Source organism: Moorena sp. SIO4G3, assembly GCF_010692305.1.
Classification (GTDB): Bacteria; Cyanobacteriota; Cyanobacteriia; order Cyanobacteriales; family Coleofasciculaceae; genus Moorena; species Moorena producens_A.
This window is the reverse complement of the sequence record NZ_JAAHIG010000193.1, coordinates 1-16,496: the sequence shown is the minus strand read 5'-3', so window position 1 is coordinate 16,496 and position 16,496 is coordinate 1. Positions and strand designations below refer to the sequence as shown.

At 44.2% G+C, this 16,496-nt stretch carries 16 protein-coding genes; 7 read left to right on the top strand and 9 right to left on the bottom strand.

Annotated elements, in window-relative coordinates:
- Both F6J99_RS27325 and F6J99_RS27320 read right to left on the bottom strand, forming a co-directional pair.
- On the bottom strand, positions 1 to 3,227 hold a 3,227-nt coding region (locus F6J99_RS27325; protein ID WP_293117193.1), incomplete at its 3' end, for a HEAT repeat domain-containing protein.
- A 45-nt stretch (positions 3,228 to 3,272) separates the two neighbouring features.
- Positions 3,273 to 4,331 carry a tetratricopeptide repeat protein gene (locus F6J99_RS27320; RefSeq protein ID WP_293117191.1) on the bottom strand — a complete coding sequence of 353 codons (1,059 nt, stop codon included), beginning with the start codon at positions 4,329 to 4,331 and terminating at the stop codon, positions 3,273 to 3,275.
- Between the two features lie 622 nt (positions 4,332 to 4,953).
- On the opposite strand from F6J99_RS27320, the gene F6J99_RS27315 reads away from it, so the two are divergent.
- Together F6J99_RS27315 and F6J99_RS27310 are read left to right on the top strand one after the other, a co-directional pair.
- Positions 4,954 to 5,211, top strand: coding sequence for a hypothetical protein (locus tag F6J99_RS27315; protein WP_293117189.1), 258 nt, complete (start codon positions 4,954 to 4,956; stop codon positions 5,209 to 5,211).
- 625 nt (positions 5,212 to 5,836) lie between these two features.
- Positions 5,837 to 6,253, top strand: coding sequence for a helix-turn-helix domain-containing protein (locus F6J99_RS27310; protein ID WP_293117187.1), 417 nt, complete (start codon positions 5,837 to 5,839; stop codon positions 6,251 to 6,253).
- Positions 6,254 to 6,396: 143 nt separating this feature from the next.
- Here the strand turns inward: F6J99_RS27310 and F6J99_RS27305 are convergent, their stop codons facing one another.
- The 4 genes from F6J99_RS27305 to cobM all read right to left on the bottom strand — a co-directional run bounded on the left by F6J99_RS27305 (position 6,397) and on the right by cobM (position 8,923).
- A complete protein-coding gene (locus F6J99_RS27305; protein WP_070394851.1) occupies positions 6,397 to 6,750 on the bottom strand; it encodes a phenylpyruvate tautomerase MIF-related protein in 354 nt (117 codons plus the stop codon).
- 234 nt (positions 6,751 to 6,984) lie between these two features.
- Positions 6,985 to 7,470, bottom strand: coding sequence for a flavin reductase family protein (locus tag F6J99_RS27300; RefSeq protein ID WP_293117184.1), 486 nt, complete (start codon positions 7,468 to 7,470; stop codon positions 6,985 to 6,987).
- Between the two features lie 201 nt (positions 7,471 to 7,671).
- Positions 7,672 to 8,088, bottom strand: coding sequence for a zf-TFIIB domain-containing protein (locus tag F6J99_RS27295; protein ID WP_293117181.1), 417 nt, complete (start codon positions 8,086 to 8,088; stop codon positions 7,672 to 7,674).
- Between the two features lie 37 nt (positions 8,089 to 8,125).
- The gene (gene cobM, locus F6J99_RS27290) at positions 8,126 to 8,923 is read right to left on the bottom strand and encodes a precorrin-4 C(11)-methyltransferase (protein ID WP_293117196.1); all 798 of its coding nucleotides are present in this window, start codon (positions 8,921 to 8,923) and stop codon (positions 8,126 to 8,128) included.
- A 148-nt stretch (positions 8,924 to 9,071) separates the two neighbouring features.
- On the opposite strand from cobM, the gene F6J99_RS27285 reads away from it, so the two are divergent.
- Positions 9,072 to 9,278, top strand: a complete 207-nt coding sequence (locus F6J99_RS27285) for a hypothetical protein (RefSeq protein ID WP_293117179.1) — start codon at positions 9,072 to 9,074, stop codon at positions 9,276 to 9,278.
- A 161-nt stretch (positions 9,279 to 9,439) separates the two neighbouring features.
- On the opposite strand, the gene F6J99_RS27280 is transcribed toward F6J99_RS27285, so the two are convergent.
- Positions 9,440 to 9,796, bottom strand: a complete 357-nt coding sequence (locus F6J99_RS27280) for a phage holin family protein (RefSeq protein WP_293117178.1) — start codon at positions 9,794 to 9,796, stop codon at positions 9,440 to 9,442.
- Between the two features lie 27 nt (positions 9,797 to 9,823).
- Positions 9,824 to 10,915: a redox-regulated ATPase YchF gene (gene ychF, locus F6J99_RS27275; RefSeq protein WP_293117175.1), complete on the bottom strand. Its 1,092-nt coding sequence runs from the start codon at positions 10,913 to 10,915 to the stop codon at positions 9,824 to 9,826.
- A 612-nt stretch (positions 10,916 to 11,527) separates the two neighbouring features.
- Here ychF and F6J99_RS27270 point away from each other — a divergent pair.
- Both F6J99_RS27270 and F6J99_RS27265 read left to right on the top strand, forming a co-directional pair.
- Complete coding sequence (locus F6J99_RS27270) at positions 11,528 to 11,710, top strand: hypothetical protein (protein ID WP_293117171.1); 183 nt, start codon at positions 11,528 to 11,530, stop codon at positions 11,708 to 11,710.
- 375 nt (positions 11,711 to 12,085) lie between these two features.
- A complete protein-coding gene (locus F6J99_RS27265) occupies positions 12,086 to 12,598 on the top strand; it encodes a Ycf51 family protein (RefSeq protein WP_293117169.1) in 513 nt (170 codons plus the stop codon).
- Between the two features lie 86 nt (positions 12,599 to 12,684).
- Here F6J99_RS27265 and fetB read toward each other — a convergent pair whose 3' ends face one another.
- A complete protein-coding gene (gene fetB / locus F6J99_RS27260; protein WP_293053263.1) occupies positions 12,685 to 13,464 on the bottom strand; it encodes an iron export ABC transporter permease subunit FetB in 780 nt (259 codons plus the stop codon).
- A 697-nt stretch (positions 13,465 to 14,161) separates the two neighbouring features.
- Between fetB and F6J99_RS27255 the strand changes: the two genes are divergently transcribed.
- A complete protein-coding gene (locus tag F6J99_RS27255; protein WP_293117167.1) occupies positions 14,162 to 15,457 on the top strand; it encodes an RNA-guided endonuclease TnpB family protein in 1,296 nt (431 codons plus the stop codon).
- 43 nt (positions 15,458 to 15,500) lie between these two features.
- Positions 15,501 to 16,496, top strand: a 996-nt coding sequence (locus F6J99_RS27250) for a DegT/DnrJ/EryC1/StrS family aminotransferase (RefSeq protein WP_293117165.1), incomplete at its 3' end; no start/stop codon positions are given.

Genomic DNA, 16,496 nt, shown 5'->3' with positions numbered 1-16,496 from the left:
ACTACGGTGTCTGAGCTGTTGCCCAATTCACCCAAGGCATCGGCTGCCCTCCAACGCACATCAGAGTCATTATCCTCAAGCAGTGCTAGTAGGGCGTTGACTACGGTGTCTGAGCTGTTGCCCAATTCACCCAAGGCATCGGCTGCCCTCCAACGCACATCAGAGTCATTATCCTCAAGCAGTGCTAGTAGGGCGTTGACTACGGTGTCTGAGCTGTTGCCCAATTTACCCAAGGCTTCGGCTGCACTACTACGCAGATAAAAGTCATTATCCTCAAGCAGTGCTAGTAGGGCGTTGACTACGGTGTCTGAGCTGTTGCCCAATTTACCCAAGGCTTCGGCTGCACTACTACGCACATAAAAGTGATTATCCTCAAGCAGTGCTAGTAGGGCGTTGACTACGGTGTCTGAGCTGTTGCCCAATTCAGCCAAGGCTTCGGCTGCACTACGCAGATAAAAGTGATTATCCTCAAGCAGTGCTAGTAGGGCGTTGACTACGGTGTCTGAGCTGTTGCCCAATTTACCCAAGGCTTCGGCTGCACTACTACGCACATAAAAGTCATTATGCTCAAGCAGTGCTAGGAGGCCGTTGACTAGGGTGTCTGAGCTGTTGCCCAATTTACCCAAGGCTTCGGCTGCGTTCCAACGCACAAAGTCATTATGCTCAAGCAGTGCTAGGAGGCCGTTGACTACGGTGTCTGAGCTGTTGCCCAATTTACCCAAGGCTTCGGCTGCGTTCCAACGCACATCAAAGTCATTATGCTCAAGCAGTGCTAGGAGGCCGTTGACTACGGTGTCTGAGCTGTTGCCCAATTTAACCAAGGCTTCGCCTACGCTCCAACGCACATCAAAGTCATTATGCTCAAGCAATGCTAGTAGGCCGTTGACTACGATTTCTGAGCTGTTGCCCAATTTAACCAAGGCATCGGCTGCCCTATAACGCACATCAGAGTCATTATCCTTTAGTCGTTCTAGGCATATTTCAATTACCTGATCTTTTTCCCCTAATTCAGCTCGGTAGTTCAACAACCGCCAGTCACCAATTAAATCAGATCGCTCTTTCAACAATTCCAATACCTGTGCTTGAAAATCCGTTTCATAAAAACTGCAAATTATTTGATAAACCTGGTTGCGAATTTTATAGCCAACCAGCTCTTTAGTTACCTCCAACTCAACCAACCGCTCTAAAATATCTTGCACTAACTTACGATCAGCACCACGCAAATTCTTTGGATTTTCCGCCAAACAATTACCAGCAAACAACAAATCCCGATGCAACCACTCCTCATAATCACTCTTATTAGTGAAAACTGCCTTAATCGCCTTCGCCGCTTTTTTCGGTTTTTGTTGTGCTATTAGCAATAGTAACACCTCGCGCCAATGGGAGTCATGCAAATGCTCCCGAATATGATTTAAAACAATATCGAAATCCCCGTCATTATCCGCTTCATAGTCAATATCTTCCGCACACAAATATTCCTGAAAGGTTTTATGGACAAAGGCATAATAATCTTGCCCCTGCTCATTCAACAAACCGGTGCGCTCCCGAATCAATTCCACAAATCGTTTCGCCTCGTGCTCGGCCTCATAAAGATCCACCTGCTTCAAGTCTTTAATCTGCCGCTTCAACTGATCAATCAAATCATCCCGGTCAATCAGCGTGCCACTGTCGTTATCTTCAACATTTCCCTGGGTATGAATCCAATAAGCCAACCATTCCATCAACCGGCGTAAATCATCCAAACCCAAATAGGTTAACCGCTTATCACTACTTAACTCTTTATTGGCATCCCAAGACGTTAACAACGTTTCCACCGCCTTGTCATAAAGCTTATGGCGCTCCTTGGGCAATACCGCTTGATACCGATGAATTAAGGCAATAATTGTCAACAATAACGGATTCCGTGCCAATAGCTTAATCCGGTCATTATCATCTAGAGCCTTTCGTAACGTCTCCTTGCGCCTTTGAGCTTCTGCTTGGTCTTGAAACCGACTGTTATACCAGTTATCAATAAAGTCTGAAATCTTCTCGTCATCAAAGGGTTCAATTTGATAGTGGGGAAAGTCCTCAGTGCGGAAAAAGTCCCGTCGATAACCAGCAGGTCTAGATGTAATAATAGCGCGATTTCTGTTAAACTGTCCTAAAAAATTATTGATGCGCCTGACCACATCATTCCGTTTAGCGTCTTCTGCTACTTCATCCAAACCATCCAGCAATATCAACGCTCTACCATCGGACAACCAATGGTCAAAAAATCCTTCTGGTAAGGGTTTGACAGCCATGGTTTTTTCAGCAAACCCACGGGCATAGTCGATCAGGCTTTTATCTAGGTGTTTATCTAGATATCTCTGCCAGTCTCGTATCCTAATTAAAATCGGTAGCCAGTCGGTATCAGTATCTAATCCCAAAACCTCAGCCTTGCTCTGAGCCAACATTACCGCAAAATAACTCATCAAGGTTGTTTTACCGGAGCCTGGCGCACCCAATATCACTACTCGTCTTGACTGATTTTGACTTAACAACTGATCAGCCAAAAATTTCCTAGGAGTTGTCTTTTCCAACAGCGCCCTGTCTCGTTTTTCACCACTTGCCTCTGCTAACCGCTCCAATTCCAAATCCCTAGCAGTTGCCACCTCTTCCACAACATCGGGCATTACAAAAATCTGGGCTAATTTCTCAGATTTTTCTACTTCTTGCCCAGCCACAGCAATGCCAGCAAATGTAACATCATCAAACCAATTGGCTAACTGTTGACAATAATCCTGTTTAGCTACCTGAAATTTTAGATAAGTAGCAGTATGCTTAAAATAAGCATTAACAAAGGTCTCCATCCAATCCTGTAGACTGGCTTGTTGATTTAGTTTAATCTTATGGGCTTCAGCTTGCTGTTGAAATGCTTTGATTAAAATATCCCGGTTTGGCTTACCTTGATTGATTAACGGTTGGGTTAATTCTAGCAAAACTGCCGAATTAGTAAAATAATCTCCCAAAAAACGATCAACTCCATTCCATCCATCCGGGTCAACATGAAAAAATAAACGCTGTTGAGTATCCCGTTGTTTTTCCCATTCATCAATCGCTTCTACTCCAGCTTTGATAGCTTTTTCGATATCGCTTTGATTCAGGGCTTGAGCTATACGCTCCCCTGCTTTTCGCAAAACAATAGGCAACAACGATTGCGCTATTTTCTGGATTGTTAAACCGGATAAAAGTGAGGAGGGATCCATAATTAAGATGTGCTCAGGTTTAATGAGTTTAATTGTAATAGCAATTCATAGTCCCAACTGATTGAGAGCATCGCCGCACTGAACTAAAGCTTGATCTGAGTTTGGTTCAATTGCCAGGGCTTGATTGTAGTTCTTAATTGATTCCTCTAACCGCCCTATGCTCTTTAAGGCATTACCTCGATTAATCAGCATCTGACTCAATAAAGTTGCTTGATCCAGTCCCAATTCTTGGTAAATATTGATTACTTGATCATAAGAAGCTATGGATTGCTCATACTGCTTGAGGCAATATAAGACTCCACCCAAACTACTTAAAGAAGCTAATTCTCCGTAGCGGTCACCAATCTCACGTTGAATTTGTAAAGCCTGTTGAAGATAGTCAATCGCTTCTCGATATTGGCCTAAGGATCGATAAGCATTAGCCAAGCTACTTAAAGAATCTGCCTCACCCTTGCGATCGCCGATTTCTCGTTGCCTTTGTAAAGCCTGTTGAAAATAGTTAATCGTTTCGTCAGCAAGTCTACCACTACCAACGTTGATGTTGTCTTGCCCTGGTTGGATTACATTATCCGAGAAATCTTTACCTCCTATATCAACAGAAAAATCAAAAACACCTGCGCTCCAATCAAAGAAATCAGGAGCACGGCGAATAAAGTATTTAATAGCAAACGCTGGCAAAACAAAAATGAAGCAAAGAGTTGGGAAATGATCTCGAAATAGCTCTCGCCGTTGGTTTAAGTGGTTCAAGATGCTAGGGACAGTATCAAGATTGTAGTAATCCCCGTCTCCGCGATATCCTGGCTTGATATAAGCTTCTAAGGATTTTTCGATACCTTGAATGAAGAGAATACTCAACTGATCGCGGTCTAGAATATTTTCAACACGATCATAAAGATTATCAATGGGCTCGGTTAATGTTAAGGTTGCTATTTGCTTCTGGGGTAAATCCTGATGCACTCGCCCAATGATCCGCTTAGCCTCCGCTGGAGGGGATTGCATGAACACAATCCCAAATCCCCTCCGTCGCCTTAGCGATCGCAAAAAGGCTTGGTAAATTTCCTCCCTAGAGGGTTGACTATCGTTAGATGACTTAGCAAGACTCATAAAGCTCTAACCTTCGCAAGTCCAACGCCAGGACTACCTAAAACAAGGCGGTATTTTAGATATTATTTATTATACTATAGCAGTTTTAAATTGGGTGAGAGACTTTCTCTTGGGTTTTAGGGAGTAGAGAACAGCGGATCTGGGAATAGGGAACAGGAAACAGGGAACAGCAGATCTGGGAATAGCCAAAAACTGTATGTTTTTTTTAAAATTATAAACGCTTATATTACCTAATTTATTATTCCTAAAAAAACGCGACGCTCTCAACAAAAAACTCTACGCGATGAAGCGTTCGCGAAGCGTGGCCAAAGGCCTCAGCTTGCGCTAAGAGCGATCGCACTCCCCAACTCTAATACCTAACCCCTAATTTATCATCCCCACCAAAAACGCGATGCTCTAAAATAGCCCCTACGAAAACGCTCTGAAATATCCCCGAAAAAACGCTATCAAAAAAAACGCGATTGCTACTACTAAATTTAGCTAAACAAATAATCTAAAATATTTCAATAATACCCCCCCAATAAAAAAAAAATCCAAAAAAAAATCTGAAAAATACTTGACAAAACAAATAAGTATTTATTAACATAAAAATGTTCCAAAAATCAACAACAAACAAAAGATTATGGACATCGAAAACTTTCTCCCAAACTTTGAGTATAATCCCAACAATCCTAATCTCCCTGAATTATCTGGCCAAGGGCAGCCAGGACGGGAGCAAATCAAACATATATTGATCGGTTCTCCCAAAACCGTGCGGGTCACAATCTATAACCTTTATAGCCGTGGCTACGCACAAGTTCATGAGTGGAGTACTCCTCAACCTACTGGAAATTCTGGAGAGGTAATCAGTATTTTGAGTAGATATCTGTTGGTAGATTAAGATAGTAACTTGCCAGGGATTGGAATCCCTGGCAAGCTCAAAACTCAGGATAAAGTACGACGTCTAAAGTATCAAACCTAAGTTGGTATGTTGTTGATTTGGTGAACACATAGTCAAAAACCCTAGGGCTATTGACTATTACAAAAAATCATTCGGTCAAGGATTGGAATTAACCAGAACTTGACCGAATTTTTTTGTCAGCTATCAGCTGTCAGCGGTCAGCTATCAGTTAGCAGGGAATCGGGAATCGGGAATCGGGAATCGGGGAGATGTTGCGCCTGGGAATGAAACAGGCAAGATGCCTGTTCCACCAAGATGTCCATTTCACCTACCGGGTCAAGCAGTTTAATTGTGACAATACAATAGTTTTTTTTAAAACCACCTACACCACCTAAATCACCCCTGGCGCGAATGCAATAGTTTTTCTAACTCTCCACGTTAACCACTTATACCCCCCATAGTTTAAATGCAATAGTTTTTCTAACTCTCCACGTTAACCACTTATAACTCCCATAGTTTAAATGCAATAGTTTTTCTAAGCACCCACATAACCCACATCACCCATTGCATCTTTTAAAAAATCGTGTTACTATAATTAGTATCGTAAACACAATGGTTTTTCGCCATGATGATTTCTACCGCACAAGCCGCTGAATTACTAGGTATCTCTGCCACTCGCGTCCGTTTCCTGTTGAGCAAGGGCAGAGTGAAAGGAGCTTATAAGGTCGGTAGAACTTGGGTGATTCCCTTATTTGATGGCATGCCCGTGGTTACCCCTGGCACTCGTGGACCGAAGCGGAATTGGTCAAAGCGTACAAATTACACTAAGGCTGTGATCCACGTGAACCAGAAAGTCATTCGCCAAAATCACAAAACTGGCGAACGGAATCCGGTGATTACGGTCAAACGAGGTTCTAAAAACACTTACGGTCATACCGTAGAAGTCAATGGCCCTTGTCGGGTCATGTATCGCCCGGATAGCCCCCTACACTGTGGAGCACGGGTATGGATTGAGACGATTTCTGACTTTAAGGTAAGCTGAGTGGCCGACAGAGAGGCGAAAGGGATAAAGTAGTTGGCGGAAATCTTGGTATCTTTGAGAACTATTGTATTGTCTTGATCCAATCGCTCATGGTGGAAACCACACCACCTGCTCCCTGCTCCCTGCTCCCTGCTCCCTAAGGTCTAACCAAACGTTGACCCATTCCACCCCCACATATGTCTCTGGGCATCAGCAAACTCAATATAAATTCGGTTAAGTGCTACACCCAAGGTCTCATTAATCGTCTTGCAAAAATCCTGACTCATGGCCTTAGTTTGAGTGGGCTTCATGGTGCCAATATTTTTAATTTCCACATAGCAAACTGGGTCAAAGCTACCAGCAAACGTCATTGCCACACCAGGCTCAAACGCTGTCATCACATAAGCTTCTGGTTTTCCCACATGCTCGGCTAGTTTTCCGGAAAGGCTTTTCAGCAACCCTTCAACCGCTGCTGATTCTGGAGCATCAATGGAAGTTTGAACTTTAATTAGCGGCATAGTCTTGATATAGCGGTTTGCGACTTTCTTGAGTACATATTCTGGATTTTTAGGGAACAGGGAACAGGGAACAGGGAATAGGGAATAGAGCTGTAAGCCCCCTGGAAACAAACCCCCAAGACCGCGCTGCCTCCCCAAGACCGCGCTACCTCGCTGCATCGCTTTAGGTCAATTCTTGCTCACTGTTCCCTATTCCCTGTTCCCTGTTCCCAACTTCTGTAAGAAGTCTAATCTCTAACCGCCATACTGCCAACCAGTGCTTTCTAGTAACAACTGATCTCCTTCCCGATGAATGCCAGCACCAACGACTTCAGCAACAAAGACCGTGTGATCGCCTTCTTCCACACTCCCTCTAACCTGGCATTCTACATAACCGAGGGAGTCAGAAATGATCGGACAACCAGTTACCTCTCCTAGGTAAAATTCTACATCAGCAAACTTATTACCAACGCGACTTTGGGGTTTGAAAAATTTTGCTGCCATATCTTTTTGCCCACTATCGAGGAAGCTTAGGGCAAATACCTTTGTTTTCTTAATGATGCGGTGGGAACCAGTATCTTGTTTAACACAGTTAACTATTAGTGGCGGTTTGAAGGAAGACTGCATCACCCAGCTGACCGTGAAGCCATTGATTGTTTCTTCACCATCCCTGACCCCACAGATATATAGACCATGGGGAATTTTGCGCAGCATGGTCTTTTTCGCTTGTTCGTCTAGCACGAGTCTTTCTCCCTATTTTCTTAGCGTTCGCGTAGCGTGACCTTTTGGGCAAAGCCCGACGCTGTCTTGATGCAGTCGCTCATGGGGGAAACCACGGCAGTTGCTCATGGGGGGGACCCCCAAGACCGCGCTGCCTCCCCAAGACCGCGCTGCATCGCTGCGCGAACGGTCAATGGCAATTAGTGTACAAAATTTTGGCGTTTAAAAGACAGGGTTGGGGATGTCCTTTTGGGTTCTAAACATGCGCTTAACTCGATGTAGAACACCTCTGGGCTGAAAATTATGCTTATACTGCCTGAATTCTCCAGCATCTAGCCAAACCCCGTGGCATTCGAAACATTTTTCGTACCAGATGCTGTACTCATCAATATCAAGCATGCGGACCATTTTAGCTCCGCAGCGGGGACAGTAAATATCATCATTGATCTGATTAAGCTCAGAGCCAATTTCCGGGTCTCCAATATCTAGACTCTCAGAACCTTTAATCTTTTTGAGTATTTCGGCCTCTAGGGAATCAAACCAAATGCCTTTGCAGTTGACACAGCGGTCTACTTCAATGTCATGGCAGGTAACTGGCTCTAATGTTCCTGTACACTTTGGGCAATTAAGTTGCTTCACACTTCCACACAAAAATTAACCTAACCTTAGTTATAGTTTACACAATAGAGGGGTGAGGACGAAAGAGGTGGGAGTGTTCGGGATGATAGAGACGGGAACGGGTTTTAAGGCTATCAGGGTTTAAAGCCGTTTTTAGTGCCGGACTGATTAAGTAAAGGGTTGTCCGAATTAAATTGTGCTCATGAGACGTTGCTGCCATGTTTTCAAGGTCAACTAGCCAGATTTTTTCATCTGGCCAGCCAATGCGGAAGCAAACCGCTACTGGTGTATCGGCAGAATAGTGTTTTAGGAGTTTGGCTTGAGCCGCTTCTACATGACGAGCACTCAGATAGAGGCACAGACTAGCTTGATGGGCAGCTAGGGATGCTAATTCTTCTGAGTCGGGCACAGCAGAAGCACGACCACTAATCCGGGTAAGGATAATCGTTTGTACTAATCCCGGTATAGTTAGCTCAACACCAAGTTGTGCTGCTGCTGCTTGAAAGGCGCTGATGCCTGGGATAAGTTCAAAGGGAATAGAGGCTTCCTTTAGAGCTTGCATTTGCTCGTGGATAGCACTATATAGAGTCAAATCTCCTGAGTGTAGCCTGACCACAGATTTATGCGATCGCACTCGTTCAATCATCAGTGGCACAATCTCTTCCAGGGTTTTGTTGCCAGAGCGAATAATTTCGGCATCAGCACGAACACTCTCTAACATCTGTTTGGGCACTAGAGAATCTGCCACTATAATAACATCTGCCTTTTGGAGGATTTTCAAGGCTTTGACAGTTAATAAGTCTGGAGCGCCTGGTCCAGCACCGATGATGTAGACTGCTGGTGCGATTGAATTCATATAGTAGTTCTCAATTGGGTGAGGTATAAAGTCGTAGAGAGTAGGGAGTAGGGAGTAGGGAGTAGGGAGTAGGGAGTAGGGAGTAGGGAGTGCAGGGCTCGGGGGTGGATATTTCAAGACAAACGAAAACTACACGGATTTAACCTAGATGCACGGATCAGATAGTCATTTGTTATCGGTGTATCTTCGGTATTTGTATATCCGTGTAGTGCCAACAAGCCAAGGAGCTAGAGTTTGTTATCCTTTGCCCCTGTTGTGTTTACCTGTTGTGTTTACCTGTCTGTTTAAGCATTCAGCTATCAGCTATCAGCTATCAGCTACCGGACGCGATCGCTGCACGGGGTGGGATGAGTAAAACGACCAGGTATTTTCAAGCAGTCCTACCAGTAACCCAGATGCTTGTTTACTATCTCCCGTTGATTAGCTGACGGCTGATAGCTGACGGCACCTCAAGCAGCGTGCGCGTAGCGCATAAGCTGTCTGTCTACCTGTCTTTTAGCTGTTAGGTACCAATAATCAAGTCAAAGTTCCGAGCAGCTTATAGATCAAGGAATTAACGAAACCAAGGGCAATTGCGCCAATCAAAGCGCTCCAAAATCCCCAGCGCAGTCGGAATCCCGTTACCAAAGCAGCGGCTAAGCCAAAAATAATGGCGTTGACCACAACAGCAAAAACCCCAAGAGTCAAGATAGTAAGAGGAAGAGCTAAAACATCCAGGATTGGTTTCAATAGGGCATTGAGAATGCCGAACACCACTGCTGAAACCAATGCTTTCTCAAAACTATCAATCTCGACACCAGTTGGGAGTTTGGAAATGATCAACAAACTGACGGCAGTAACCAAACAGGCAATTAAAAGACTAATAATATCCATGGGTATAACCCCCTAGAGCACCACTACTTAAACATTAAAGCGGAAAAGCATCACATCTCCTTCTTGCACAACATAATCTTTACCTTCTGAGCGAACTAACCCTTTTTCTTTAGCAGCCGTCATCGCCCCAGAAGCTACCAAATCCCCATAAGCAATAGTTTCTGCTCGAATAAAGCCTCGCTCAAAATCCGTGTGAATTACCCCAGCCGCTTGGGGCGCTTTCATACCAGCAGTAATAGTCCAGGCTCGGGTTTCCTGGGGACCAGTGGTGAGAAAGGTACGTAAGCCCAACAATTCGTAGGTAGCGCCAATCAAGGATTTTAATCCCCCTTCTTCTACACCAAGGGACTGAAGAAAATCCTCTCGCTCTTCCTCAGGTAACTCAATTAGTTCTGACTCTACTTGAGCAGAAACCACTACCACTTGAGCATCTTCGGTAGCAGCAATTTGTCGCACTTGCTCGACCCAGTCATTACCAGTAGCTAAGTCATCTTCAGATACATTAGCGGCATAGATAACTGGCTTACTGGTCAGTAATCCCAATTGCTTGACTGACTCGGCTTCTTCTTCTGTTAAACTAATCTGGCGCGCTAATTTGCCTTCATTCAACCCAGCGCTCAAGGTTTCCAAGACATCAAGTTCCATCTTGGCATCTTTGTTACTACGAGCTTGCTTCCGGGTACGCTCAATCCGGCGTTCCACTTGCCCTAAATCTGCTAAGGCTAATTCTAGATTAATTACTTCAATATCCCGCCCTGGGTCAACGGAGCCGGAAACATGGATGATGTCATCATCATCAAAGCAGCGCACCACATGGACAATTGCATCGACTTCTCGGATATTGGCTAAAAACTGGTTACCCAAGCCTTCCCCTTTACTGGCTCCCTTGACTAAACCAGCAATATCCACAAACTCAATCCGAGTTGGCACGATTTTCTGAGATTCAGAAATCTTTGCCAGAACCTGCAACCGCTGATCTGGCACAGCAACTACACCCACATTCGGCTCAATGGTACAAAAGGGAAAATTAGCAGCATCTGCCTTGGCATTGGCAACTAGGGCATTAAATAAGGTTGATTTGCCTACATTAGGCAGTCCAACAATTCCGGCTCTTAGCATAGTAATCTAATATAGTGCTGTGAAGTACCCCAGCCTGCTTCGCTGAGGCTGGGGCTTCCAATCTCAACTCAACCAGGGACGGTCTTATTCGTCAATAGGGCTTCCCGCTTCATCCGCCGACGCCTCAAACAGAGGCGCGACCCTAGGCCGGGGAACCCGGCCTAGGAGGCGCGCGCCTGCTGCAATACGGTCTTACTCAGCGTCCACAGGCAGACATCCACCTTCCGCAGACGTATAACTTTTACGACAGACTCACCTTGGAATTACGACTCTATGGTCAACCAGCCGGGGCTTGCCTCTTCCCTGAGCTCTGCTAGTACTTTGTACACCTAATGGTTTGACTAATTGATCAGAAATCAGACCATTTGTAAGGTAGCCTTTTAGTCAGTCAGGCGGGTCAGCAACCAGCTTTATTATAACACAATTCGCAATAAGTTGTCGTCTCGCTATCCATCCCCACCCTTAAGAGGGTGGGTAATTCCGCGAGGATTGTTAAAATGGACAATGGGCAATAGAAAATTGAACCGATCGGCCAGCTGTTCTACTGTTGTAACAATTATCGCTTATATTCTTGATTTTTAGTTTATAATTATAGTTGATAAATGGTTGATTATGGTTTCAACTAAACCAGTGACTACTCAACTCCTTAGCGCTATTGGTAAACTAGACCAATTTACGTCTTTTGAAGAGGAAAGTGATAGTCGTCAACAACATATAATAGCAGCTTTTCGAGTATTGGCTCAGTTAGGATTTGTATTTGATGTCGCCGCTAATCTTAGTGTGCGGAACCAGTAAAATTTAGATTATTTATTTCTGGATTACTCCTTTTGGTAAACACGTTACTCAGCTTGTAAAGTGGGTAAAAACAGACAGTTTGCTTAAACTGAGTATTCTAGCTAATATAACTTTGCCTACCCTACCTTAATAATTAGCATTTTTTTGACTAGGAATTACAACTATTCTTGAAAGTATTATCTGCAAAAATAGGATGCTCATAAATCTAGATGCTACTCTAATTTTATGAGTGGTCAGTCACCAATTATCCATTACGATGATCAATAGGAATCCGTGGAGGAATTGTGATAATTTTTGATGCCCTACTTTCTGTTCCCTGTTCCCTGTTCCCTGTTCTATTTGCTAAATTACCTATTACTAAATCTATAAACTACTATGCCAACAACAGCTGATTTTCTGATCTACACTCAATGGTCAGGTATTCTGACTTTAGCCTGTGGCTTGATTGCTATACTCGGTTTTATCTTCAAATGGGGTCTCCGGTTTCGTCTGGTAGGAGTCACTGGGTTTATGCTAGTGCTAACCGCTAGCTTTTTCTCCTTATCATTAGTACCCTTTACCCGTACTACCATTCCAGGGGCAATCCGATATACTGTAGTTTACGATAATGGTGGCAACCAAACCGTGATTGCTTTGCCCCCTACTGCGACAGAGTCGGAAGTAGAAGCGACACTGCGCCAAGCTGCTAGTAATTTTTATTCCTATGGACGCCTCGGTGGCGCAAATAACCAGTTAACGATTCGAGCCCGGACGATTATCCATCCGGAAACTGGTGTATCCAAACCGGTATTGTTGGGTAAGGTTATGCGATCGCTTGCTGAGCGTGATGATCCAGATATGGTGATTGAAGTCTATTCCGAGGAATTTGCTCAATTGCCTCAAGAGTGATTGGTATGAGGTACACTCAATTTTATTCCCTCGACTCCCTACTGCGATTAACCCCGTGACTGTGTACCTCACCCAATTGATAACTGCTATATCGTTAATTGCTCAGACTGATTAAAAAATTGCCGTGTCAACCCATAGGTTATCAATAAGGTGGCGATCAAATTAGTAAATGCGAGCATAAACATAATTAATATCTGATAGGAAGCAGCATTCAAGGGATCAATACCACTTAACAATTGACCTGTGATGATTCCCGGTAAAGTCACCAGTCCCACTACCATCATGGAGTTAAGAGTAGGAATCAACCCAGCCCGAATCGCATCCTTACGGTAACCGGCTACTGCTTGTTGTCCCGTTGCACCTAAACTTAAATGGGTTTCGATTTCCAGAGTGCTCTTGCTAATGGTGCTAACTAGGCGTTCCCCTGCGATCGCAGCCCCATTCATGGCATTGCCCAGCACAATACCTCCTAAGGGAATCAGGTACTGGGGTGCATACCAAGGTTCTGGTTGAATCATCAATAGATTTGTATAGATTAAGGTCAATGCTGTACTGAAGAACAGGGAACTGAAAACTATTGGTAAAAGTCTCGGGATCTTGTGGTTACTAATCCGATTGCGGGCAGTAATCGTACCAATAGTCAGCATTACCATTAAGATAGCTAAAACAGGGATCGGGTGATCTAAGGCAAAAATCACAGCCAGTACATATCCCACAACAATGAGTTGCACGATAGTTCGGCCAGTTGCGATCGCTAGTTCAACTTCCAAACCCAGCCTTTGCCAGCTGGATAAACCAATTGCGATCGCCATCATGCCCAATCCCCACGCTAAATCGCTAAGATCGAGTTCAATTAAAGAATCCACCAGCCACCACAGCTAACTTGTTTTAATCTATTGTCTCAGATCGTCTGTTAATTGTGATTGGAGTTGAAAGTTAACAGGTTGAAAGTTAACAGGTTTAAAGTTAACAGGTTTAAGGTTAACAGGTTTCAAGTTAACAGGTTGAAGGTTAATAGGTTGAAGGTTGAAAGTTATCAGACTAGTTTTGAAGCATCCACCATCTCACCATCCCAGCTTCAAACCTTGGCCAAAAGGCCACGCGTGCGCGTTCAACCTTCAACCTTGGCCTTTGGCCACGCGTGCGCGTTCAACCTTCAACCTTAAACCTTAAGCCTTCAACTTTTAACTTTCAACTTTAAAAGTTTAACCTTCAACCTTCAATCAGATAACCTTAAACCAGATCACCTTCAAGGCCAGGAGTAAAAATTAAGCTACAGGTAAAATTTGAACCCTTTTTGGGAAAAATTCTGTTTTAACAAAAATCGCGAAATTCCCCAACCTCGTGCGTTGTAGGTTGGGGAACGAAGTTACCGTAAGTATAGTGGAGCCTTAGTTAATAAGTTTTAACCCCTTTTCTGATAACCAGTCCCCTGTAAAGGCTCCACTATACTGAGGTTTCGTCTCCGGCATGGATAGCGAGCCAAGGACTTGACTTATACCTTGACGCCTTAATGCAAAACATATATAATAGTAAGGAAGGTCGATCAAGAGGTTGAGTGCAATGAAGCATAGAGCCGTCAAAGTTAGAATTTATCCTACGCAAGAGCAAGTTCAAATACTGGCTCAGCATTTTGGATGTGCTCGCTGGTGGTGGAACTACGCCTTGAATCAATGTATAGAAACTTACAAGGAAACTGGCAAAGGGCTAAAACAGTCTGCACTCAACTCTATGCTGCCAAAACTCAAAAGACAAAAAGAGACTGAATGGTTAAAAGAGTGCTACTCTCAGGTCTTACAATCTGTGAGCCTCAACCTTAGTCGTGCCTATCAAAATTTCTTTGAGGGTAGGGCTGAATATCCTAGATTCAAATCATATCATCATCGCCAATCGATTCAGTATCCCCAAAACGTGAAACAAATTGGGAGCTGCTTGAAGTTTCCTGGGAAACTAGGTACTATCAGGGCAATAATCCATCGACCACTAGATGGAGAAATTAAAACTGTAACTGTCAGCAAAACTCCATCCGGTAAATACTATGCTTCTGTGTTAATAGAGTACGACAACTTAGATGATGTACAACCTTCCACAGAGGTGCGCTTGGCCTTGGCTAATTTAATTCGCCAAGGTCAAGGGCACCTAGGGAAGGTGATGGTCAGTAAGGACCCGCTAAAAGCGATCGGGATTGATTTGGGTATTAAGGATTTCGCGATCACCTATGACGGCGAAAAGACCTCTAAGTTTGGAAATCCCAAGCATCTAGCTAAGTACGAAAAGAAACTGGCCAAAAAACAACGTATTGCTGCTCGAAAGAAAAAGGGCAGTAGCGGGCGAAAAAAAGCCAGAAAGATTGTAGCTAAGGTATACGAACGGATTGGAAATGTCCGTCAAGACTACTTACATAAGCTATCCAGAAAGATAGTTGATAACAATCAAGTAGTAGTAGTCGAAAACCTAAATGTCAAGGGCATGGTTCGTAACCACAAATTAGCTAAAGCAATATCTGATCTGGGCTGGGGAACCTTTGTCAACTTTCTTTCCTATAAGTGCGAGAAAGAAGGGAAAGTGTTGGTTGAAATAAACCGATGGTTTCCTAGTTCCAAAACCTGTTCTAATTGTCATTACAGAATCAAAGAGTTGCCACTAGATGTAAGATCTTGGACTTGTCCAAGCTGTGGAACTCACCACGATAGAGATGGTAATGCGGCAAAAAACATTAGAGCAGAAGGAATCAGAATGCTATCCTCCTCTGGGACGGGGGAGGTCAACGCCAGTGGAGAAGAAGTAAGACCAAGACGCGGACGTCCGTCCAAGTTAAGGCATTCTTCCGTGAAGCTGGAAGCCCCGACCTCTACGTAGTAGGTCGGGGTAGTTCACAAACAATTTAAGGTGTGAGGAACAAGTGAATACTATACCCCCTCTTGACTTAAAACGGCAGTACCAAGTTATTGGAGAACAAGTCAGTGCTGCTGTCGGTGACGTTCTTTCCTCTGGACGTTATATTGGTGGTCCAGTGGTAGAGCACTTTGAGCAACAGTTTGCCGCTTACACAGGTACCCTGGAATGCATTGCATGTAACTCTGGCACAGACGCTCTCTATCTCGCCTTGCGAGCTTTAGATATCGGACCTGGTGATGAGGTAATTACCACACCCTTCACCTTCATCGCTACCGCTGAAGTAATTGCTGAAGTTGGTGCTACTCCAGTCTTTGTCGATATCAATGCCGAAACCTTTAATATCGATCTCAATCAGATTGAAAAAGCGATTACCCATAATACTAGGGCAATTATACCAGTTCACCTGTTCGGACAGCCAGTAGATATGACTGCTGTGATGGATATCGCCAAGACTCATTGTCTTGCAGTCATTGAAGACTGTGCCCAAGGGACTGGTGCTGAATGGGTGGGAAAAAAGGTTGGCAGTATTGGACATATTGGTTGTTTTAGCTTCTATCCCACCAAGAATCTGGGAACCTGTGGCGATGGTGGTGCGGTAACTACCAATGACAAAACTGTTGCGGCCTCAATACGGATGCTGCGAGACCACGGCAGATCCTCTGGTTATTACCATAAAATCAATGGTATTAACAGCCGTTTAGATGCCGTACAAGCCGCTATTCTTAACGTAAAGCTACCCTATCTCGATGGCTGGAACAATGCCCGTCGTCAGGTAGCAACCCGGTATCACCAGTTATTGCAGCTATTACCTGATATAATCCTGCCTCGGGAAACCCCTGGGGGAAACTCCGTCTGGAACCAGTACACCATTCGCTTAACTCAAGATAGCAGCAATAGCAACTATCGGGACGAGGTGCGCCAAAAATTAAAGCAGGCAGGTATTAGTTCTATGGTCTATTACCCCCTGCTATTACCCCCTGCCATTACACTTGCAGGGGGA